The organism is Maricaulis sp. (assembly GCF_017642925.1).
Taxonomy (GTDB): Bacteria; Pseudomonadota; Alphaproteobacteria; order Caulobacterales; family Maricaulaceae; genus Maricaulis.
On record NZ_JAEPOL010000006.1, the window covers coordinates 88331 to 109506 of the forward strand.

20 protein-coding genes are annotated in these 21176 nt (G+C 64.6%); 8 read left to right on the forward strand and 12 right to left on the reverse strand.

The window, feature by feature from the left end:
* Positions 1 to 22: 22 nt before the first annotated feature.
* On the reverse strand, positions 23 to 670 hold the full coding sequence (ruvA, locus tag JJ918_RS06645; RefSeq protein ID WP_291884852.1) for a Holliday junction branch migration protein RuvA: 648 nt from the start codon (positions 668 to 670) through the stop codon (positions 23 to 25).
* Positions 667 to 1167, reverse strand: a complete 501-nt coding sequence (gene ruvC / locus JJ918_RS06650) for a crossover junction endodeoxyribonuclease RuvC (RefSeq protein WP_291884855.1) — start codon at positions 1165 to 1167, stop codon at positions 667 to 669. Before ruvC ends, ruvA begins: the two co-directional genes overlap by 4 nt.
* A gap of 408 nt (positions 1168 to 1575) precedes the next feature.
* Here ruvC and JJ918_RS06655 point away from each other — a divergent pair, with 408 nt between their 5' ends.
* From JJ918_RS06655 to JJ918_RS06670, 4 genes are all read left to right on the forward strand, one after another.
* Positions 1576 to 2028: a hypothetical protein gene (locus JJ918_RS06655; RefSeq protein WP_291884857.1), complete on the forward strand. Its 453-nt coding sequence runs from the start codon at positions 1576 to 1578 to the stop codon at positions 2026 to 2028.
* Positions 2029 to 2045: 17 nt separating this feature from the next.
* The gene (locus tag JJ918_RS06660) at positions 2046 to 2603 is read left to right on the forward strand and encodes a hypothetical protein (protein ID WP_291884862.1); all 558 of its coding nucleotides are present in this window, start codon (positions 2046 to 2048) and stop codon (positions 2601 to 2603) included.
* 61 nt (positions 2604 to 2664) lie between these two features.
* The gene (locus tag JJ918_RS06665) at positions 2665 to 3855 is read left to right on the forward strand and encodes a cupin domain-containing protein (protein ID WP_291884865.1); all 1191 of its coding nucleotides are present in this window, start codon (positions 2665 to 2667) and stop codon (positions 3853 to 3855) included.
* Positions 3856 to 3982: 127 nt separating this feature from the next.
* Positions 3983 to 5131, forward strand: coding sequence for an SMP-30/gluconolactonase/LRE family protein (locus JJ918_RS06670; RefSeq protein ID WP_291884868.1), 1149 nt, complete (start codon positions 3983 to 3985; stop codon positions 5129 to 5131).
* A 22-nt stretch (positions 5132 to 5153) separates the two neighbouring features.
* On the opposite strand, the gene tkt is transcribed toward JJ918_RS06670, so the two are convergent.
* The 7 genes from tkt to JJ918_RS06705 all read right to left on the reverse strand — a co-directional run bounded on the left by tkt (position 5154) and on the right by JJ918_RS06705 (position 13364).
* Entirely contained in the window at positions 5154 to 7136 is a 1983-nt protein-coding gene (gene tkt, locus JJ918_RS06675) for a transketolase (RefSeq protein WP_291884870.1), read from the reverse strand.
* Positions 7137 to 7188: 52 nt separating this feature from the next.
* Positions 7189 to 8745, reverse strand: coding sequence for a glucose-6-phosphate isomerase (pgi, locus tag JJ918_RS06680; protein ID WP_291884873.1), 1557 nt, complete (start codon positions 8743 to 8745; stop codon positions 7189 to 7191).
* A 69-nt stretch (positions 8746 to 8814) separates the two neighbouring features.
* Positions 8815 to 9918 carry an AGE family epimerase/isomerase gene (locus JJ918_RS06685; protein WP_291884876.1) on the reverse strand — a complete coding sequence of 368 codons (1104 nt, stop codon included), beginning with the start codon at positions 9916 to 9918 and terminating at the stop codon, positions 8815 to 8817.
* A 38-nt stretch (positions 9919 to 9956) separates the two neighbouring features.
* A complete protein-coding gene (locus JJ918_RS06690) occupies positions 9957 to 10718 on the reverse strand; it encodes a YebC/PmpR family DNA-binding transcriptional regulator (RefSeq protein WP_291884879.1) in 762 nt (253 codons plus the stop codon).
* Positions 10719 to 10831: 113 nt separating this feature from the next.
* Positions 10832 to 11914: a mannose-1-phosphate guanylyltransferase/mannose-6-phosphate isomerase gene (locus tag JJ918_RS06695; protein WP_291884882.1), complete on the reverse strand. Its 1083-nt coding sequence runs from the start codon at positions 11912 to 11914 to the stop codon at positions 10832 to 10834.
* A 93-nt stretch (positions 11915 to 12007) separates the two neighbouring features.
* A complete protein-coding gene (locus JJ918_RS06700; protein WP_291884885.1) occupies positions 12008 to 12283 on the reverse strand; it encodes a hypothetical protein in 276 nt (91 codons plus the stop codon).
* A 265-nt stretch (positions 12284 to 12548) separates the two neighbouring features.
* Complete coding sequence (locus tag JJ918_RS06705) at positions 12549 to 13364, reverse strand: TIGR00282 family metallophosphoesterase (RefSeq protein ID WP_291884887.1); 816 nt, start codon at positions 13362 to 13364, stop codon at positions 12549 to 12551.
* On the opposite strand from JJ918_RS06705, the gene JJ918_RS06710 reads away from it, so the two are divergent.
* The 4 genes from JJ918_RS06710 to JJ918_RS06725 are packed head-to-tail and all read left to right on the forward strand — an operon-like array spanning position 13302 to position 15796.
* The gene (locus JJ918_RS06710; RefSeq protein WP_291885088.1) at positions 13302 to 13481 is read left to right on the forward strand and encodes a hypothetical protein; all 180 of its coding nucleotides are present in this window, start codon (positions 13302 to 13304) and stop codon (positions 13479 to 13481) included. The two genes, JJ918_RS06705 and JJ918_RS06710, sit on opposite strands and share 63 nt — an antisense overlap.
* On the forward strand, positions 13478 to 14512 hold the full coding sequence (locus tag JJ918_RS06715; protein ID WP_291884890.1) for a glycosyltransferase family 2 protein: 1035 nt from the start codon (positions 13478 to 13480) through the stop codon (positions 14510 to 14512). The genes JJ918_RS06710 and JJ918_RS06715 overlap by 4 nt, the downstream gene beginning before the upstream one ends.
* Positions 14509 to 15366 carry a hypothetical protein gene (locus JJ918_RS06720; protein ID WP_291884893.1) on the forward strand — a complete coding sequence of 286 codons (858 nt, stop codon included), beginning with the start codon at positions 14509 to 14511 and terminating at the stop codon, positions 15364 to 15366. The genes JJ918_RS06715 and JJ918_RS06720 overlap by 4 nt, the downstream gene beginning before the upstream one ends.
* Before the next feature lies 1 nt (position 15367).
* Complete coding sequence (locus JJ918_RS06725; protein WP_291884896.1) at positions 15368 to 15796, forward strand: GtrA family protein; 429 nt, start codon at positions 15368 to 15370, stop codon at positions 15794 to 15796.
* Between the two features lie 8 nt (positions 15797 to 15804).
* Here the strand turns inward: JJ918_RS06725 and JJ918_RS06730 are convergent, their stop codons facing one another.
* The 3 genes from JJ918_RS06730 to metH form a co-directional block, all read right to left on the reverse strand.
* Positions 15805 to 17286: a hypothetical protein gene (locus JJ918_RS06730; protein WP_291884900.1), complete on the reverse strand. Its 1482-nt coding sequence runs from the start codon at positions 17284 to 17286 to the stop codon at positions 15805 to 15807.
* On the reverse strand, positions 17279 to 18430 hold the full coding sequence (gene rffA / locus JJ918_RS06735; protein ID WP_291884903.1) for a dTDP-4-amino-4,6-dideoxygalactose transaminase: 1152 nt from the start codon (positions 18428 to 18430) through the stop codon (positions 17279 to 17281). Before rffA ends, JJ918_RS06730 begins: the two co-directional genes overlap by 8 nt.
* A 72-nt stretch (positions 18431 to 18502) precedes the next feature.
* Entirely contained in the window at positions 18503 to 21163 is a 2661-nt protein-coding gene (gene metH / locus JJ918_RS06740; RefSeq protein WP_291884906.1) for a methionine synthase, read from the reverse strand.
* Positions 21164 to 21176 lie beyond the last annotated feature (13 nt).

Consider the following 21176-nt stretch of genomic DNA (forward strand, 5'->3'; position numbering starts at 1 on the left):
GCGCCGGAGAAAGCCGCCCGCATCACGGCGCCAGCTCCTTCAGCGACAGGCGTATGACGTCGTTGAGCGGCGTATCCTCACCCTTGTCCCGCAACACGGTGGCGACCGCCTGGCGTGCGAGGCTTTCGTGATAGCCCAGATTGGTCAGGGCCGAGACCGCGTCTTCCCGAGATGCGCCGCCCGCCGACCTCTCAGGCTTGCGAGCCACCGTCTCGCTGGAGCCTGTGTCCGCAGAATGCGGCGCCAGCCCGATCGAGAAGCTGCGCCCCTGGGGCGGTGCCTTGTCCTTCAGCTCGGTCGCGATACGCGTCGCCAGCTTCGGTCCGACACCCTTGGCGCGGGCAAAGGTCGACTTGTCCCCCAGCGCGGCGGCATTGGCGATCTCGGAGACCGGAACGGTGTCGAGTATCGCGAAGGCCGCCTTGGCGCCGACGCCCTGGATGTTCTGCAGGTGAACGAACCAGGCCCGCTCGATATCCTCCAGGAAGCCGAACAGGCGAAAGGCGTCCTCGCGGACATGGGTTTCAATGTGCAGCGTGACAGGCTGGCCCGGTTCGAGCCGGGCGAGCGTGCGCGAGGCGCAGCCCACAAGATAACCCACGCCGTTGACGTCGATCACCGCTTCGTCGGCGCCGACGGCCTCGACGATACCCTTGAGCATGCCGATCATGCTGCGCTCCCGATGCTGGCGGCCTTGCGATGATGAGCGTGACAGATAGCAACCGCCAGCGCGTCGGCTGCATCGGCCTTCGCCTTTGTCCCCGGCAGGAGCACGCCGACCATCGCCGCCACCTGATCCTTGCCGGCCCCGCCGGTGCCGACGACGCTCTTCTTCACGAGCCGCGCTGCGTACTCGCTGACCGGCAAGCCGGCACGGGCGGGCGCAAGCAGCGCCGCCGCCCGGGCATGCCCCAGCTTCAGCGCAGATGCGGCGTTTGCCGCCATGAAGGCTTCCTCGATCGCGGATTCATCCGGCCGGTACTCGGCCACAAGGTCCGTCACGGCCTGGAAGATGTGATCCAGCCGCACGGAGAGCGCCGCGTCGGTCGGCGGCGTGACGACGCCATGCGCCACTGCGCTCAGCCGCGTGCCGTCTGCACGGACGATACCCCACCCCATCCGGCGCAATCCGGGATCGATACCGAGAATAGTGACCGCTGCAGACATTCCGCCCCCTGTTTGCACCAGACTTAGCACCATCCGGCAAACCGGAACAAGCCGTGAACGCAAGCCGCCCGACTTGCAAATGAGACGCACAAATGGGCGCAAGTGAAAATCAATAGCAATTACTTTGCGACACCCTCGCAATAAAGCTCGTAATATATTGTTTTATAATACAAATTAATTCACGTATTTCGTTTGACCGGATCAGCGCGGCGGAGGAAGATTGCCGTAACGCATTGCGCGTGCAGCGCAGTCTGCATGGCGATTGCGCCGATGATGTGCAGACGGGACAAACGTCCAGCCTTTATTTGGCGGACGTTGGGTTTCGACGGCACGCATCAGATCCGCGCAGGCGGGCAGAGGGACAGGGCGGCCCCTGGGGAGGGTCCGCAGCAAGGCAGGGGAGCCGACATGGCCAAAAAAGGAAAGCTGAGCCGCCGTTCATTCCTGGCGCGCGTTGCAGGTGCTGCCGCGATGACAGGCGCCGCCTCGATCGTGACGGGTGGCGCACAGGCCCAGAACTATACGGGACGGACCGACAGCGACACGGGAAGCTATGCCGACCGGGCCGGCTATGGCCGTACCGGCCTGACCGACAGCGATACCGGTCCGAATGCCGACCGCGCAGGCTATGGCCGCGGCGGCTCGCGCTCCACGACGGGCATCACCGACAGCGATACCGGCACCTATGCCGACCCGGCCGGCAATGGCCGCGGCTCGTCCGGCAACAGCTGGACCGATGCCGACAGCGGTTCCTGCGCCGACCCCGGCGGACGCGGACGCGGGCCGGTGCGTAACGGCACGACCGACAGCGACACCGGCTCCTGCGCCGATGCCGTGGGCCGTGGCCGTCCCGGCTACTGACCGGGAGGCGGCAGACCATGGCCAAGCGCGGTAAACTCAGCCGGCGCTCCTTTCTGACCCGGGTTGCCGGCGCGGCGGTTTCCGTCGGCGCCGTCGGAACGGTGACAGGCTGCGCCACGACCGGCTATTCCGACAGCGATCCCTATGATCCCGTTGGCGGCGGACGCGGCTATCGCGGCGGCGGTATCACCGACAGCGACACCGGCCGCTATGCAGACCCACCCGGCCAGGGACGGGGCGGTGGCATCACCGACCGGGATACCGGCCGCTATGCCGATCCGGTCGGACGGGGCCGCGGCTCCGGGATCACCGACAGCGATACGGGCAGCTATGCCGACCCGCCGGGCGCCGGACGCGGCAGCACGGGGATCACTGACAATGACAGCGGCCCCTATGCCGACCCGGCCGGCCGCGGGCGCGGCGGTTACGGTTCCGGCATCACGGACAGCGATTCAGGACGCTATGCCGACCCGCCCGGCAATGGCCGGGGCGGTAGCGGCGGCTATAATTCCGGTTGCACCGACAGCGATACGGGCAGCTATGCCGACCCGGTCGGCAATGGCCGCTATTGCTGATCCCTGACGTTTCGACTGCCTCTCCTCCACGCTTTCGCTACACACGCGGAGTCCCATTGCCATGTCCCGTCCTGCCTGGCTGAACGACCCGATCGCCAGCCTCATTGCTCCGTTCGACGCGGAAACCTTTTTTCGTGACTATCATGAGCGCAAGGCGCTGATCGTCCACCGGGACGATCCTGCGCGCTATCAGGGTCTGCTCACGATCGACCGCATCGACGCGATTGTATCCTCGCGCGATCTGCGCGCCGGATCACTGGACATGGCGCGCTCGGAACCGCCGGTGCGGCCGAACGACTTCACCTTCGAGACCGGCTATATCGATCCTGGCGGCGTGGCCGACCAGTATCGTCGCGGCGCGACCATCATCCTGCCACAGCTGCACCTCGCCGATCCGGTGCTCGGCGAGTTCTGCCGGGCGATGGAGGCGCTGCTCTCCTGCCATGTGCAGACCAATATCTATCTCACGCCGCCGCACAATCAGGGCTTCCGGACCCATTACGACGATCACGACGTCTTCGTGCTGCAGGTTTCCGGCGAGAAATACTGGCGCCTCTATAACACCCCCGTCGAAAATCCCTATCGCGGCGAAGGCTTCCGTCCGGACGACCACAAGGTCGGGGAACCGGTGGAGGAGTTCGTCCTGAAGGCCGGCGAATGCGCCTATGTCCCGCGCGGTCTGATGCACGACGCCTCGACCCACGGCGACGAACCCTCCCTGCACATCACACTCGGACTGATCGTGAAGACCTGGGCCGATCTGATGCTGGAAGCGGTGTCCGAAGTGGCGTTGCGCCATCCGGCTTTCCGCCGCTCCCTTCCGGTCGGCTATGCCCGTCCGGACTTCGACCGCACTGATGCCCAGGCCCATTTCGCCAGCCTGGCTGAAACCCTGGCCGGCGAAGCCAGGCTGGACGAGGCGATGGACCTGTTCGCCGACAGCTTCATCCGTTCCCGCATGCCGGATGTCGGCGGCACGATTTCCGGCTTTGCCGCCCCGTCCGAACCGGGACGCAACTTCCGGCTCCGCCCCTTCGTGCCCTGGCGCCTGGCTGGCGATGGCGAGGATGTGGTGATCGTGACCGCGGGCGGAGAGGTTCGCTTCCCGGCGGCGGCCGAGCCGGGCCTGCACACACTGCTCGATGGCGGAACGGTCTCGCTGGAGACATTTGACGGTCTGGACGCGGATGCCGCCCGCGACACGATGGGCAAATTGCACGCCTTCGGCCTGATCGTCCCGGACGAGGCCTGATACCTCAGGTCATAATTCAGTACCGGAGTTCGCCTTGCAGGGGATACAGCTCTAACTCTACATGCGGCCCCTGCGCACGGCCCGCGACTGTCGGGACGTGCGATTCCTGTGGCGAACCGGCGAGCGCATGCGTCTGAGACTGACCCTCATCCTGATCGGCTGCCTGGCCGCGTTTACCCTGTTATGGTCGATGTGGCCCTCGCCTATCAGTCCGACCTACTGGGACGAACCGGTTGCGCCGGCGATGACCGGCGCTCTGGAGCCCGATGGCGCACTGGCCGATGCCGTCGCCATCAATGTCGGCCTGCCGGGAAGCGGCGAAGGCATCGCCGTTTCCGATAGCGGCACGATCTATTTCGGCACCGCTGACGGACGCGTCATGCGTCTTTCCCCCCACGAGGGCATTGACGAACCGGTCATCGAAGAAGTCGCGCGGGTCTGCGAGACGCTGATCCTCGGCCTCGACTGGATCGCTCCGAACGTTCTGGGGGTGGCGGCCATATCGGGCCTTTATGCGCTTGATGTGGAGACCGGGCATTATACGCTTGTCAGCTCCGGGGCACCGGCGCACCCGTTCGGCTATGTGAACGATCTCGCCGCAGCGCCGGACGGCCGGATCTTCTTTACCGACTCCTCCACCCGGTGGGGCCATGGCAGCAATCGGGACGGCTATCTCCACGACATGATGGAAAACCGCCCCAGCGGTGCGCTCTATGTCTGGGATCCGGCCACGCACCAGACCCGACTGGTCCGCAGCCGGCTGCATTACCCCAACGGAATCGAACTGGCCGCCGACGGTCGCTCGGTTCTCGTCGCCGAGACATTCCGCTACCGCATCGTTCGGATCTGGATCGACGGGCCGGACGCGGGCAGCAAGGATATCTTCATCGACAATCTGCCAGGCCTGCCGGACGGGTTGGCGACGGACAGCCACGGCCGTCTGCTCGTCACCATGCCGTCACAGCGCGTACCGCTTCTCGGCTTCCTGCATCGTCATCCGCGCGTCACGCAATTCCTGATGAAAGTGCCGGAATGGCTGCGCCCCGGCGCCGGCCCCGCACGCGCCTTCATTCTCGCGCTCGACCCGGAAACCGGAGAGGCGCTGGACAGCTGGCACGATCCCGAGGGGCGCCTGGGCTATCTGTCCAACACGGTCGAGGCGCCGGACGGGGATTTCTGGATCGGCACGACAGATCGTGGCCACCTGGTCCGGTTCTCTCCGGACCGGCCGGACACCGCCGGCGATACCGGCGCACCGGTATCGCTCGACGACTGACCGCCTCTTAGCCGCGGAGGCGCTAGCCGCGCACAAGCCCGCGTGCAGCTGCCGCAATCGCGTCGGCCGTGATACCGAAGTGCGCGTACAGCGTCTCGGCTGGCGCACTGGCACCAAATCCGTTCATGCCGACGAACGCCCCGCCGCGGCCGATCACGGCATCCCAGCCATAGCGCAGCGCAGCTTCTGCCGCGACACAGGGAACGCCCTGCGGCAGAACCGCGTCCTGATAGCCGGCATCCTGGGCCAGGAAACGCTCGACACAGGGCGCGGACACCACACGTGCAGCGATACCCTCGCCGGCCAGCGTTGCGGCGGCGTCGACGGCCAGCGACACTTCCGATCCCGTCGCGATCAGCAGCACATCAGGCGCGCTATCGCTGTCGAGCAGGGTATAGGCGCCGCGCGCCGACAGATTCTCGGCACCATCGTCAGAACGCAGATGCGGAAGTTTCTGGCGTGACAGGGCCAGCACGGTCGGACCGTCGAGACGCGTCAGCGCGGCTTCCCAGGCCTCGGCGGTTTCCAGCGCATCGCAGGGGCGGAAGACCTCGACATTGGGAATGGCCCGCAGCGCAGCCAGCGTTTCCACCGGCTGGTGGGTCGGCCCGTCCTCGCCCAGACCGATCGAGTCGTGGGTCATCACATAGATGACCGGCTGCTGCATCAATGCCGACATGCGGATCGACGGGCGGCAATAATCGGAGAACACCAGGAAAGTCGCCACATGCGGACGGAAGCCGCCATGCAGCGACATGCCGTTGGCGCAGGCTGCCATGCCGTGCTCGCGCACACCGAAATGGATGTACTGGCCGGCATAATCGCCCGCCTTCACCACACCGACATCCGGCGTCTTGGTGAGGTTGGACCCGGTCAGGTCGGCCGAACCGCCCACCAGGCCGGGCCAGTCGCCGATAATGGCGCCGAGGGCCTGGCCGGACGAGGCACGCGTGGCCAGGGCCGGCTTGTCTTCAGCCACCTTCCGGCGCCACGCGGCCAAAGCGGCCAGCTCGGCTTCGCCCGGTTCACCGGACAGCTGGGCCACGAAGGCATCGGCCTGGTCGTGGTCGGCCAGGCGTTCGCGCCAGGCAGCGTGCGCGTCCGGAGAGCCGGCGGCGCGCCAGGCGTCCAGGATGTCGGACGGGACTTCGAAGGCCGGGTGATCCCAGCCCAGCGCCTTGCGCGCACCGGCGATCTCGTCCGGCCCCAGCGGCGAGCCGTGGCTGCCGGCGGTTCCGGCCTTCGTCGGCGCGCCATAGCCGATCGTCGTGCGGCAGGCGATCAGCACCGGCTTGTCGCTCGTCCTGGCCGCCTCGAGCGCCGCGTCGATCGCCTCCATGTCGTGACCGTCGATACGCGACACGACCCAGTTGGCCGCCTCGAAGCGCTTGAGGACATCGGTCGACTCGGAGAGCTGCGTCGGGCCGTCGATCGAGATCTCGTTATCGTCCCACAGGACGCAAAGACGGTTCAGCCCGAGATGCCCCGCCAGCGAGATCGCCTCGTGGCTGATGCCTTCCTGCAGGTCGCCGTCCGAGGCGATAACCCAGGTGCGGTGATCGACGAGATCGTCGCCATAGCGGGCATTCATCATGCGCTCGGCCAGCGCCATGCCGACCGACATGGAGATGCCCTGCCCCAGCGGCCCGGTCGTCGCCTCGACGCCCGGCGTGTGGCCGTATTCCGGATGGCCCGCGGTGAGCGAATCGAGCTGACGGAACTGCTTGATCTGATCCATCGTCATGTCCTCGAACCCGGTCAGGTGGAGGAGCGAATAGAGCAACATCGAGCCATGGCCGGCCGACAGGACGAAACGGTCGCGATCGGCCCAGGCCGGTGCCGCCGGATCGAACTTCATGTGGCGCGACCAGAGAACGGTCGCCACGTCGGCCATGCCCATCGGCATGCCGGGGTGGCCCGAATTGGCCGCCTGGACGGCATCCATGGACAGGGCACGTATGGCGTTCGCCATCGCCGTGAGCGAGGTTCCGTTCGGTGCTTTCATGCGGCGATCTCCACTGGTCGGCCGGTCGGACACCGGCGCGCGATCGCCGGCACTAGTCCTGTATCAGACCCGTACGGGCAAGAAGGGCACGAGTCGAGGCGTCATACTCGGATATCTCGCCGTCCAAAATCCCCTTGGTCAGAACTTTTCCCAGCTCGACGCCCCATTGATCAAAGGGATTGATCTCGTACATCACGCTTTCGACGAAAACCTTGTGTTCGTGCAAGGCGATAAGCGCGCCGAGCGTGCGGGCGGACAGGTCGTCGAGCAAAAGCGTGTTCGACGGACGCCCGCCCGGCATGGACTTGTGCGCCGCCAGCAGGGGCTCGGCCTCGGGGTCGACCTGCCGTCCATCCAGCAATGCAGCCCCCTGGGCCGCCATATTGGCCGCCAGCGCCCGCTCGCGCGGATCGGAACTGGCGAAATGCCGGGCGATGCCGATGAAGTCGACCGGCACGACATCCCTGCCCTGATGCAGCCACTGGAAAAACGAGTGCTGGATCTCGGTGCCGTTGCCGCCCCAGACAAGCGCCCCGCCGGGCGTCGGTCCCGGGCGATTGTCCAGCGTCACCGACTTGCCGAGCGATTCCATCTCCAGCTGCTGGAAATAATCGGCCAGCTTGCCGAGGCGCGCCGAATAGGCCGCGACGCAGCGGCTGGGATAGCCCAGCGCCACACGGTTCCATACGTCGATCAACCCTTTGAGCACCGGAAGGTTCTCTTCCAGCGGCGCGACAGCGAAATGCGAGTCCATGTCGCGGGCACCGGCCCGGAAGTCCTCGAACAGATCCGGGCCCAGTCCGATCTCGAGCGCCAGTCCGACTGCGCTCCATACCGAATAACGTCCGCCCACCCAGTCGGGAAAATCGAACACATGCTCCGGCGCGATGCCGAACGCCCGCGCCTTGTCCGGTGCTGCCGAGGCAGCCACGAAATGGGCACCGACTCGCTCGGGCCCGACATGCCCTTCCAGCCAGTCGCGCGCGGCCTCGGCCGACATCAGCGTTTCCTGGGTCGAGAATGATTTCGACGCGACCACGAACAGGATGGCTTCCGGCTCGACGCCCGATACGGCCTGTTTCAGGTCGCTTGGATCGAGCGAAGCCACAAAGCGCAGCTCGGGCCCGTCACCGGCCAGGTCCGACAGGGCGTCTGCCACAAGCCGCGGTCCCAGATCCGATCCGCCGATACCGATATTGACGATGCGGGTGATCGGCCGGCCCGACGGTGCGTAGTCACCGGACCGGACGGTCTCCGCAAAAGCGCGCGTCTGCGCCTGGGTCCTGTCGACGAGCTCGGCCTCCGGCGTGCCGGATATCCTGGCGCCATGCCGATAGGCCATGTGCAGGGCGGGACGACCCTCGGTCGGGTTCACGACACCGCCCGACAGGAGCCTGTCGCGCTGTTCTTCCAGCCCGGCTTCGCGGGCCGCCTTGAACAGCGCAGTGAGCGCCGCCTCGTCGAGCCGCTGCTTTGACGCGTCGAACTCGATGCCGGCGGCGCTGGCGAGCAGGCGGTTCGAACGCGTCTCGCCGCTGTCGGCGAGCGTGCGGAGCGAGACTTTGCCGAGGCGTTCGGCATGGGCGGCAATGTCGGACGTCAACACCATGAATATCCCGTCTTTCGGTCAGGTCGAGACCGTAGAGTTAGCGCTCCCATATGACAATATGAACTGCGCTCAGAGATGGCGTTCCACTTCCGCCAGAGCACCGACGAGGTGATAGAGCGTCGAGGCTGGCATGCCCGATGCCAGATCCTCACCACCTGCGCCCCGCTTGTCGATCCAGCCGCCCGGAACGACACCTTCGAGATGCCAGCGAACCAGCGTGCCGCAGGCCTGGTCGAGCTCGCCGCGGCTGCCCGCGACGGCGGCCGCGCGCACCCATTCGGTCTGCATCCAGGTACGCGAGCGGGCGTCGACGATATCGCCTTGCGCTGTCATGCCCGCCATCAGAAGGCCGGTCTGCTCACTGCGCCCCTGCTCCATGGCCCGCCGGTAAAGCATCGGTCCGGCCGGGTCTGCTTCGCGGCCCAGAAGCCGGCCATGCTCGGCAAGCAGCCAGGTCCATTCGCACCAGTGCCCGGGCTCGACATGAGCGCCCTTTTCGCCATGCGGCTGCCAGTCCGGTTCGAAGAATTCCCGCAAGAGCCCGGTCTCGGCCACAAAAAAGTGCCGGTCGAAAAGCCCCTTGATCGCATCGATCCGCGGCACCAGACCGGTCTCGCCGGTCAGCTCGTAGAGCGACAGCAAGGCTTCAAAAAGATGCATGTGCGGGTTTTGCCGGCGGGGCAGAAGCGGCGCCCCGATCGCCTCGCGGTAGCCGCCGTGACCGGCCGGCATGTGCGTGTCGAGAAAGGCCAGCGTCTCGTGTGCCATGTCGAGGAAGCGTACAGCACCGGTTGCTTTCCAGACCCAGGCCGCCGCCAGGATGATGAAGGCATGATCGTAGAAGTCGCGCCGGCTGTCGGCGACCCGGCCATCATCATGGACCAGGTGCACCCAGCCCGGCTGGCCGTCGGGCGACCGGGCAATCCGTGCCAGCCGGTCCAGGCCGGCTTCGGCCAGATCGGTACGATCGAGCCAGCCCTCGCAGGCGGCGCGGGCGAAGACATAGGCCTGGCGGGCCTGGGCCCGCACGCGCCGGATATCGCCGGTTATGCCGGCTCCGTCCATGTCGAGTGTTTCAAAGAAGCCGCCATTATGCCGGTCCCAGCCCCGCTCTGCCCAGAATGGCAGAGCCTGGCTGCGGCCCCAGTCGGCAAAACGGCGTGCATGCTCCATGAATGTCCCCGGCAAACTGCCCCCTAAAGGAGGTCCTATCAGCCCAGGGCGGCCATGTCCTCGTCGGAAACGTCGAAATTGGCGTAGACGTTCTGGACGTCGTCGCAATCTTCCAGCGCTTCCATCATCTTCATCAGCGTCGCGACCTTGTCGCCGGTCACCTCGATGAGGTTCTGCGGCTTCCAGATCAGCTTGGCCGAGGAGGGATCGTCGAACGTGCCGGACAGGGCCGTCACGACATCCATCAGATCCTCGCGGGCGGTGTAGATGATGTGTTCGCCTTCCTCATCCTCGTCACCGGCTTCGGAGGCTACATCCTCGGCGCCGGCCTCGATGGCGGCTTCCATCATCGCATCCTCGTCCGCCTTGGAGAGCGGATAGCGGATCTCGCCGACATTATCGAACATGAAGGCGACCGAACCGGTCTCGCCCATATTGCCGCCATTCTTTGCGAAGGCGGTGCGAACCTCGGCAGCGGCGCGGTTGCGGTTGTCGGTGGACACTTCCACGATCACCCCGATGCCGGCCGGACCGAAGCCTTCATAGCGGATGTCTTCGTAGGCTTCGCTGTCGCCGCCGGACGCCTTGTCGATGGCGCGCTGGATATTGTCCTTGGGCATCGACTGGCCCTTGGCATTGGCGATGGCCAGACGCAGGCGGGGATTGGCGTCGGGGTCCGGGCCGCCCATTTTCGCAGCGATCGAGATTTCCTTCGACAGACGCGAGAACAGCTTGGAGCGCAGCTTGTCCTGGCGCCCTTTGCGGTGCTGGATATTGGCCCATTTGGAGTGTCCGGCCATGGTGACAATCCCTCTTCCTGCGGATTTGAGGGACACTGCATACTCAGATTGAGCGGCGATGGCCACTGCTCACGACACACGAAACGCGCACCCGGCCCGGGCCGGATTGCCCGTCAGAGCAGGTCTGCCCGCCCCTCGGCCTGCAGCGCTTCGACGATCGACTTGACCGACTGACTGGTCTCCCGGCGCGTCACCAAGACAGCATCGGCGGTTTCCACGACCACCAGGTCGTCGACACCGACCACACCGACCTTGCGGCCCGTCGAAAGAACATAGCTGCCGCGCGTATCGACCAGATCGACATCGCCGCGCGTCACATTCCCCGCCGCGTCGCGCTCGGCGATATCCCACAGCGCCCCCCAGGCCCCGACATCCGACCAGCCGATATCGGCCGGTACGACCGCCGCATTTTCCGTACGCTCCATCACCGCATAGTCGAACGAGATCGACGGGCAGGCGGAAAACGCGGCAGCGTCGAGCCGCAATGTCGACGGATCGCCGGCGGCTGCCTCGACAGCGGCCCGGCTGGCCGTGAGCACATCCGGGCAGTGCTGCGACATCTCGGTGGCAAGATGCCCCGCACCGAACAGGAATATGCCGGCATTCCAATAGTAACCGCCATCGGCCAGGAAGCCCTTGGCACGCTCCAAGTCGGGCTTCTCCGTGAAGGCCCGGACGCGATAGCCGCCGTCCAGCGCCTCGCCCCGGCGGATATAGCCATAGCCGGTTTCCGGGCGCTCGGGCTGGATGCCGAAGGTGATGATGTGGCCGTTCTCGGCAAGTCCGGCTCCGGTTGCGACTGCCGCCCTGAAGCCGGCCGCATCGCGAATGTGATGATCGGCCGGCAGCAGCAGGATCAGCGCGTCCTCGCCATGCTCGCGGCGGACAAGTTCCGCCGCCACGGCTGCGACCGGGGCCGTATTCCGCCCCACAGGTTCCACCACCAGACGCACAGCACCGGCGTCCATCGCCTCGAGCTGCGACCGGGCCAGATCGCACTGCCGCTCGTTGAGCACCACGATCGGTGGTTCGAAATGATAACGCTCATCCGCGCCGCTGACGCGGCGGACGGTTTCCTGCAGCATCGTCCGCCCGGAGACCAGCGCGTGGAGCTGTTTGGGATGCGCGGTGCGCGAGAGCGGCCAGAGCCGCGTACCGGAACCGCCGGACATGATCACTGGTACGATACGGGTCACGCGCTCCCCCGGAGTTTCTGCAGGAGCATCATCCCGCGCGGACGCTTCAGATCAAGACCTTATCTCAGAACAGCGCCGGGGTCGGCCGAAGGCTCAAAGATAATAGCGTTCCTTGCGGAATCCGGTTTCCGCGGCCGGCGGGAAGTCGTGAACCGACAGATAGGCGAGAAAGCGGCCGAGCAGGTCGGCATTGTCCGTCTGGACCACGCGGATATAGGCCCCGTCATCCTCAAGCCGGGTCGTGAAGACACACGCCTCATCATCGCCCTGTGCGGTCTCCTTGTCGCACAGCCGGAGGAAATCCGTCATGTGCCGGTCGAACACATAGGCGTCCTGTGCGCGTTCGAAGCGGATCGTCTGCTTGAACATGAATTCCCCTGCACTCACTGACCTGACTGGCACCACACGCAAGAATCATTCCCCCGATTGCGAACGCATGCCGGCCCAAAGCGATCCACCTTGCGCGCAGTGCGGTCCGCCTGAACGGCGCGCGCCCGCCTGGCCGGCACCAGACATCATCGCAGGCAGGCCGCGACAATCCGGTCTCGTCACGCTAGCGGAGGCGGGGAGACGATCAAGCGAGGCGAGCGGCTGGAAACGGAAGAAACCGTCGCGACGCATCATTTTTGTCACATCAGCCGGGAATATATTCCGAAAGTTGGCCGCCAATCCGCACAGGTTCGCACCGCACGGCCAGCCCGGTCGCATCGTCCGTCTCGACGAAGACGCCGCACAGGGTCGCCTCTCCGGTCGCCGGCTCGAAGCGGCCGGAGCGCATGCGGGTGGTGAAACGGCGTAGAGGCTCTTCCTTGTCCATGCCGATGACACTGTCATAGTCGCCGCACATGCCGGCATCGGTCTGATAGGCCGTACCGCCCGGCAAGATACGCGTGTCCGAAGTCGGCACATGCGTATGGGTGCCGACCACGAGACTGGCCCGGCCATCGCAGAAGACGCCCATGGCCATCTTTTCGCTGGTGGCCTCGCCGTGAAAGTCGAGCAGCACCGCGTCCGCGACCACGCCCAAGGGCGCTGCGGCCAGTTCCCGTTCAACCGCCGCGAACGGGTCGTCGAGCGTTTCCATGAAGAGATTGCCCATGGCGTTGATCACCAGGATGCGGCGGCCGTCGGGCAGATCGTAGAGATTGGCGCCGGCGCCGGGCGTCGACCCCACCGGATAGTTGGCCGGGCGCAGGAGACGCGGCTCCCGCTCGATATAGCTCAGCGCCTCGCGCTGGTCCCAGGCATGATTGCCCAGCGTGATGACATCGGCGCCCAGGTCGAACAGCTGATTGCAGATCCGCTCGGTGATGCCGAAGCCGGCCGCCGCATTCTCGGCATTGATGACCACGAAATCGAGCGCCAGGCGTTCCCGGAGGTCCGGCAAGTGGTCCTCGACAGCGCGACGACCCGTCTTTCCGACAATATCTCCAAAGAAGGCGAGGCGCATATTCCATCCTTTTTCGTGCTCGATTGCGCTCTGGTGCCGCCGCCGAAGGCGACATTGCAACCGTTCTTGTTCTGGTTCATTAGGAGGGCAAAGAAAAGAGTGGGTAACAATCCTTGAGCGTTCATCAGCCCGTGCCGCAGATTTCAGCGCCCCATGTCGGTGCAACGCCGGACGATGCCGACCTTCCGGAGATCGCCGTCATTGTCCCTGTCTACAAGGGCGCCGCGATGCTGGGAGAACTCGTTCGCCGCTTGCGCGAAACGCTGCGCGGGATTAATGCGCGCTACCAGATCGTGTTGGTGGACGACCGCAGCCCGGACGACAGCTGGACCGGAATTCTCGCGGAGAGCGCTGCTGATCCCGGCGTGCTTGGGGTAAGACTGAGCCGCAATTTTGGCCAGCACGCCGCAATTTCTGCCGGCATGGCACACGCCAGGGCCCGCTGGTATGTGGTGATGGACTGCGACCTGCAGGACCCGCCCGAAGCGATTGCGGATTTGTACCGCCATGCGATCGAAACCGGTGCCGACGTCGTGATTGCCGAGCGCGAGACATCCGGATTGGGCGCCGGTCGCAATCTGGGTTCCACCCTGTTCAACACCGCACTGCGCTGGTCGTCCGGCCTCGAAGTTTCCAGCAAGTTCGGAAATTTCAGGATATTCTCCGACAAGGTCGCCGCGGCCTTCCGGGCCTATCCCGAACAGCTGCGCCTCTTTCCCGCAATCATGACGCAGCTCGGCTTCGAAACGCGCCGCCTGCGCCTGCCGCGCAATGAGCGGGCCGAGGGCAAGTCGTCCTACAACCTGTTCAAACTGGCCAAGCTCGGCCTGGAAACCATCATCGCCTATTCCGAAAAACCGCTCTGGCTGATGACCGGGGTCGGCGTTGCGGTGTGTATCGCCAGTGTGCTCTTTGGCCTGACCATCACGGTCAACGCGCTGGTCAACGGCATTTCCGTACCCGGTTACGCCTCCCTGGCGAGCCTGATATCCTTCCTGGGAGGCTTGCAGGTTTTCCTGATCAGCCTGGTCGGCCTCTATGTCGGACGGGCACTGGCGGAGGCGAAACGGCGGCCGGTCTTCATCGTCGACACACTCGCAGCCGCGGACGCTCCCGGCACGCCGCCACGCCCGAAGGACACACCATGAGCGAGACGCGCTATCCCTCCCGTATCGACGGCACGATCGAGGCTGATGAAGTCATTATCGGCGAAGGTGCAATCGTCGAGGAAGGGGCCATAATCCGGGGCAAGTCGGGGCCGGCCAAGCGTGTCGTTATCGGCGACTTTGCCTATGTCGGCGCCGGCGCCAAGATCCTGTGCCCCGAATTCGTCATCGGCGACTACACCAAGCTGCACGAGCGCGCCTTCTGCCACGGCGTTCACCCCCTGCGCATCGGCCGGAATTGCTGGTTCGGCGGCAATGTCATCCTCGACACGATGGGCGGGCTGGACATTGACGACAATGTCGGGATCGGCGCAGGCAGCCAGATCTGGACCCATGCGCAATTCGGCGATGTGGTCGAGGGATCGCGCTTTTACTCCCACAAATACATGCATATAGGAAAAGACGCCTGGCTGGTGGGACATTGCCTGGTCTCTCCCGTTCGCATCGAACCGAAGAGCATGGCCATGCTGGGCTCGGTCGTTACCGGCGACATGCTGGAGAACCGGATTTATGGTGGTGCACCGGCCAAGGACCTGTCGGACAAGATCGGCTTTCAGTTCCTGGACCGCTCGGTCGACGAGAAAATCGCCAAGCTGCAGGAGTTCATCGACGCATTTGAAGCCGAGAACCCGCGATTTGCCGGACAACTCGTCGCCGTCGACAGCCTCCCGGAGACCCCCGACCCGCAGACATCCTATTTCAACCTGTCGGACCGGACCTATACCCGCCGCCGTTCCGAGGCAGAGACCGCCTTCCTCCGGAAGAATGTCCCGCTGATCAAGTTTGTCCCCCACGACGTGCCGGAGTTCTACCGCCCGTCCGCCCCGGCCGCCTGACATGTTCCCGGACCCGGCTTCATTGCCCCGGCCCGCCACCCATCCGGCGCTGTTCCGGCTGTTGCGCTATCTGGTGGTCGGTGGCGGAACCAATCTGCTGCTTTATCTGGCTTATCTCGGCATCACCTTTCTCGGCGTATCGCCAGAAATTGCGACAACCGGAGCCTTCGCGGCCGGCATAGCGATCACCTACCTGCTCAACCGGGGCTGGACGTTCCGCAGCACCCACGCCTGGCAACGCACAGCGCCACGCTATGTCGCTGCCTATCTGATGGGATACGTCGTGCAGATCGGCGCGCTGGCGGGGCTCTACCGGCTGCTCGACATACCACATCCGCTTGCCCAGCTCGTCGCAATGGGCCTGGCGGCTGTGACAATCTTTTTGTCGCTGCAGTTCTGGGTTTTCGCCGAGCAGACGCCGCAAGACTGAAGCGGCTCTCACTCGGAGATGCGCACGGCGCGTTTTTCCCGCACAAGATCGACTGCTGCCTGACACATCTCCAGCGGACGGCGGCACCGCAGCGCCTGCGCGTCCTGTTCGGTCAGAACGGGGTGACCGTAGAATATCTCGGCCTGCCGCGACATGTAGCGGCGTGTGTAGTCGACCTGTTCCTGAAGATATGCCGCATACCCCCACATCGAAGCCAGGCTGACCAGCAACATCGCACCGGCACCGGCCACCGCAGCGATACTCGACCACCGTGCAAAGCGCTGGCGGGGAACACTGCGTTCAACGACGAGTGCGCGCACAGCAAACAGGAAAGCCAGCAGGACACCGATCCAGAAGAAGCTCAGCACACCTTGGTAACGCGGTGCTTCAACCACGCCTCGCACCAGTCCCGCACCGATGGCGGCGAGCACTGCATGCCCCATGAGTGCCAGCACAACGATATGTCCGCGGGCGATCAGGAATGGCGCCACGGCCGCGCTGCAGATTGCGCACAGCACCAGCAACCCTGTCTTGATCGCCTCGGCCTTGTCAGCGAGCTCTAAATAGTCCGTCAGGGTCGCCCCTCCGAGACTCTGATAGACGCCGGAGCGAACCCAGCCGACGAGATCGGCGATCCCGACACTGCCTGGATCGGGCGCCCGATAGCCGGTTTTCGCCAGAAGCACGTCATACAGCAGCCAGCTGGCCGCGAAACAGGCGATCACCACGCCATGACGCAGATAGGCCTTCGGCAAGGCAGCCAGGTCTCCGGCCCGGATCCGGGCAAAAAGATCCGGCAATGACACAAGCGCCATCGCGGCGAAGCCGGCAGCGTAGAAGGTCTTGAAAGTCGCCACGCCCACGACGAAGACAGGCACAATCGCCACGACGATGAAGATCAGGTGTCCGATCCGCCGGCGCACATAAAGCGCTGTACACACCAATGTCGCTGTGAATGCGACATAGGCAAGATTCCCGTTCAGGGCGAGCATGTCATAGCTGAAGTCGACCGAACGCAGCGGCGTGAAAACGAAAAAAGCAACCATCACCGCACCGCTGGCCATCCACACGGCCCGGTACTGCGGATTCCCGATCTCCGCGTCACGTTCGAACTCGGCGATATACCCGCGGACGAGCATCACCAGCCCGATCAGGGCAAGCGGACCGGTCGCCGAGAACACAAGCGTGTTATAGCCGAACTCCTCAAGGAGCAGATACGACATGATCTTGTAGGAAAAGTGGAAATGGGGTCCCTGGCTGTGCAGCAGGTAGTCGGGGTCCAGCATGCCTTCGGCGCCCATTATCGCCGGAATGAAGAAGTTCAGGTCATCGGCATGGGGAATGCCGTTCTTGAACCGGAACAGGTAGACCACCCACATCAGCGCAAAGACCGCTGCGCAGGTGAAGTACACAAGCCCGGCCGGCCCGGCATTGAAATGGCGTGTCCCCGACGAACCGGCCGGTCGATTATCTTGACCGGCGTCAGCCATGTCCGGCGGACCGCAACGCGGTTTCGATGATCCGGTCCAGGTTCTGGCCGACCCCCGGATAGAGCGGAAGACGCACCAGCCGATCGGAAAGCTCGTCCGTCACCGACATCGCCCCGTGCACCCGCGAACAGGTCCGGCCGAAAGGCGACGAGTGAAGCGGAACATAGTGGAAGGGCGTGGTGATACCGGCTGCCTTCATACTCGCGATGAAGGCCGTGCGCGCATCCAGATCCGGCATGAGCAGGTAATACATGTGCGCGTTGTGCTCACACACGGCCGGGATGACAGGGCGCCGGACCCCGGCCGTTCGCTCGAGCGGTTCGAACGCCGCGTGATAGCGGTTCCAGACAGCGATCCGCTCGTTGTTCAGCGCATCCAGCTTCTCGAGCTGCCCGAACAGGAAGGCCGCAACGAGCTCGCCGGGCAAGAATGAAGAGCCCATATCCACCCAGCTGTACTTGTCGGTCATGCCACGGAAGAACTGGGCGCGGTTAGTGCCTTTTTCACGAATGATCTCGGCGCGCAGCGAAAGCCCAGACCGGTTCACGATCAACGCACCGCCTTCACCGCTGATGATGTTCTTCGTCTCGTGGAAGCTGAATGCCGCCATGTCGCCGAAAGAGCCCGCAGGGCGGCCGTTGCGGGTCGCACCGAGTGCTTGGGCAGCATCCTCCACGACCATCAGGCCGTGTTCGGCAGCGATCGCGCAGATCGGATCCATGTCCGCGACCACGCCGGCATAATGGACCGGGAAAATTGCGCGTGTCCGGTCAGTAACAGCGTCCCGCACCTGTACGGGGTCGATGTTCAGTGTCTCCGGCTCGATATCGACAAATACGGGCGTCGCACCACGCAGCACGACTGCGTTGGCCGTGGAAACGAAGGTGTATGAGGGCAGGATCACTTCATCGCCCGGACCGAGATCGCAAAGGATCGCGGCCATCTCCAGGCCGGCGGTACAGGAGTGCGTCAGATGCGCCGAAGCACCGCCGATGCGCTGCAACAAGGCTTGCTCGCACCGCTCGGTGAAAGGCCCGTCGCCGGCCAGCTGGCCGGAGTCGATCGCTTGCTTGATATAGTCCAGCTCCCGGCCGGCCAGAACCGGCTTGTTGAACGGGATCTTGGGCGCAGACATATCGTTCATTGAACTCCCCTAGGTGAACGATGGTGTATCGTTTCCCCAAGGTAGCAACAACCACTAAGACAGGCGCCGCACTCAGGCGCTCTGCCGGATATCGCCCGGGGCATAGTCCAGGATGGGGGCCAGCATCCGCTCGCATTCCTCGACCGTCCAGCCCTTGCGCCCGGCATAGTCCTCGACCTGGTCACGCTCGATCCGGCCAACGGCGAAGTAGTGGCTGTCCGGATGAGACAAATAGATTCCGGAAACCGACGAGGCCGGTGTCATCGCAAAGGAGTTTGTCAGGCTGATGCCCGCATTTTCCGGCGCATCGAGGAGTTTGAACAGCGTGACCTTCTCGGTGTGGTCGGGCTGAGACGGGTAGCCCGGCGCCGGTCGGATGCCGGCATAGGCCTCCTCGATCAGCTCGCGATTGGAGTGGGCCTCGTCCGGCGCGTAGCCCCAATGGTGCTTGCGCACCTCCTCATGCAGCCATTCCGCCGCAGCTTCGGCCAGGCGATCGGACAGCGCCTTGAACATGATGGCGCTGTAGTCGTCCTTGGCCTTCTCGAAGGCCGCAAGCACGTCGGGATTGTCGCCGGCGGTGACGGCAAACCCGCCGATCCAGTCCTCATTGCCCTCGGGCGCGAGGAAGTCGAACTGGCTGAGATGCGGCCGGTCATTCGACTTCGCAGCCTGCTGGCGCAGCCCGTAGAAGCGGTCGAGCACGGTCTTGCGGCTGTCATCGGAGTACAGCACCACATCATCACCGTCGCGATTGGCCGGCCAGAAGCCGCAGACGGCGCGCGGCTTGAGCAAGCCCTCATCCACGATCTGCCTGAGCATCGCCTGGGCGTCGTCGAACAATGACCGGGCCGCTTCGCCGCGATTGGGGTCGTCGAAGATCGCCGGATAGCTGCCCTTCATCTCCCAGGTGAAGAAGAAGGGCGTCCAGTCGATATAGTCGACCAGCGTCGCGACATCCGGCTCGAAGGTTTTCACCCCGGTCCAGTTCGGGCGGGGCGGTGTGTATTGCGACCAGTCGCAATCCCAGCCTTTGCGGCGCGCCTCGGCGAGCGGCACGCGCTTCTTTGAGGAACGGGCGGCCAGGCGGCGCTCGCGGATCCTGGCGAGATCGGCACGCACATCGCGGGCATAGTCGTCGCGACCGTCGGAGAGGAGTTTCGACACCACGCCGACCGCGCGGCTGGCGTCGAGGACGTGAACCACGGGCGCGACCGAGATCGCCGGATCGATCTTCACGGCCGTGTGGGCCGGTGAAGTCGTCGCGCCGCCGATGAGCAGCGGAATATCGATCTGTTTACGCTCCATCTCGGAGGCCACGAAAACCATCTCGTCGAGCGAGGGCGTGATCAGTCCGGACAGGCCGATCACGTCGGCCTTCTCCTTGCGGGCGGTCTCCAGGATTTTCTCGCAAGGCACCATCACGCCGAGATCGATCACGTCATAGCCATTACACTGCAACACGACGCCGACGATATTCTTGCCGATATCGTGGACATCGCCCTTCACCGTCGCGAGCACGATGCGGCCATTGGATGACTGCTCCTCGCCCGCTGCCTCTTTCTCCTCCTCCATGAAGGGAATGAGGTGAGCCACGGCCTGTTTCATGACGCGCGCCGACTTCACCACCTGGGGCAGGAACATCTTGCCGTCGCCGAACAGGTCGCCGACGACATTCATCCCGTCCATCAGCGGCCCCTCGATCACATGCAGGGGGCGGTCGAACTGCTGGCGCGCCTCTTCGGTGTCCTCGACGATGAACTCGTTGATACCGTGCACGAGGGCGTGCCGGATACGGTCGCCGACCGCGGCCTCGCGCCAGGAAAGGTCGCGCTCCTTGCCCGTGCCGCCGCCCTGCCCACGATACTGTTCGGCCGCCTCGAGCAGCCGGTCCGTGGAATCGTCGCGGCGATTGAGGATGACATCCTCGACCAGCTCGCGCAGCTCGGCATCGATATCGTCGTAGATGTCGAGCTGGCCGGCATTGACGATGCCCATATCCATCCCCGCCTTGATGGCGTGATAGAGGAAGACCGAGTGCATCGCCCGGCGGACCGGTTCATTGCCGCGAAAAGAGAATGAGATGTTCGACAGGCCGCCGGAGACATGGCAGCCGGGCAGGTTCTCGCGGATGCGCTTGGTCGCCTCGATGAAATCGACCGCGTAATTATTGTGCTCCTCGATCCCCGTCGCCACCGCGAAAATGTTGGGGTCAAAAATGATGTCCTCGGGCGGAAAGCCGATCTCGTCGACGAGGATCTTGTAGGCCCGCTCGCATATCTCGTACTTGCGGTCGGCGGTATCGGCCTGCCCGGTCTCGTCGAAAGCCATGACCACGACGGCGGCGCCATAGGCCAGACACTTCTCGGCGTGTTCGCGGAACTGGTCCTCGCCCTCTTTCAGGCTGATCGAATTGACGATGGCCTTGCCCTGCACATTCTGCAGACCGGCCTCGATCACTTCCCATTTCGAACTGTCGATCATCACCGGCACGCGGGCCACATCGGGCTCGCCGGCGATCATGCGCAGGAAAACAGTCATGGCCTCGACACTGTCGAGCAGGCCCTCGTCCATATTGACGTCGATCACCTGCGCGCCGTTCTCGACCTGCTGACGGGCAACCGAGACGGCCTCGGCATAGTCGCCCTCCGTGATCAGCTTGCGGAAGCGCGCGGAGCCAGTGACATTCGTCCTCTCGCCGACATTGACGAAGGTGGGTACAGCAACAGCCATGAAATAATTGCCT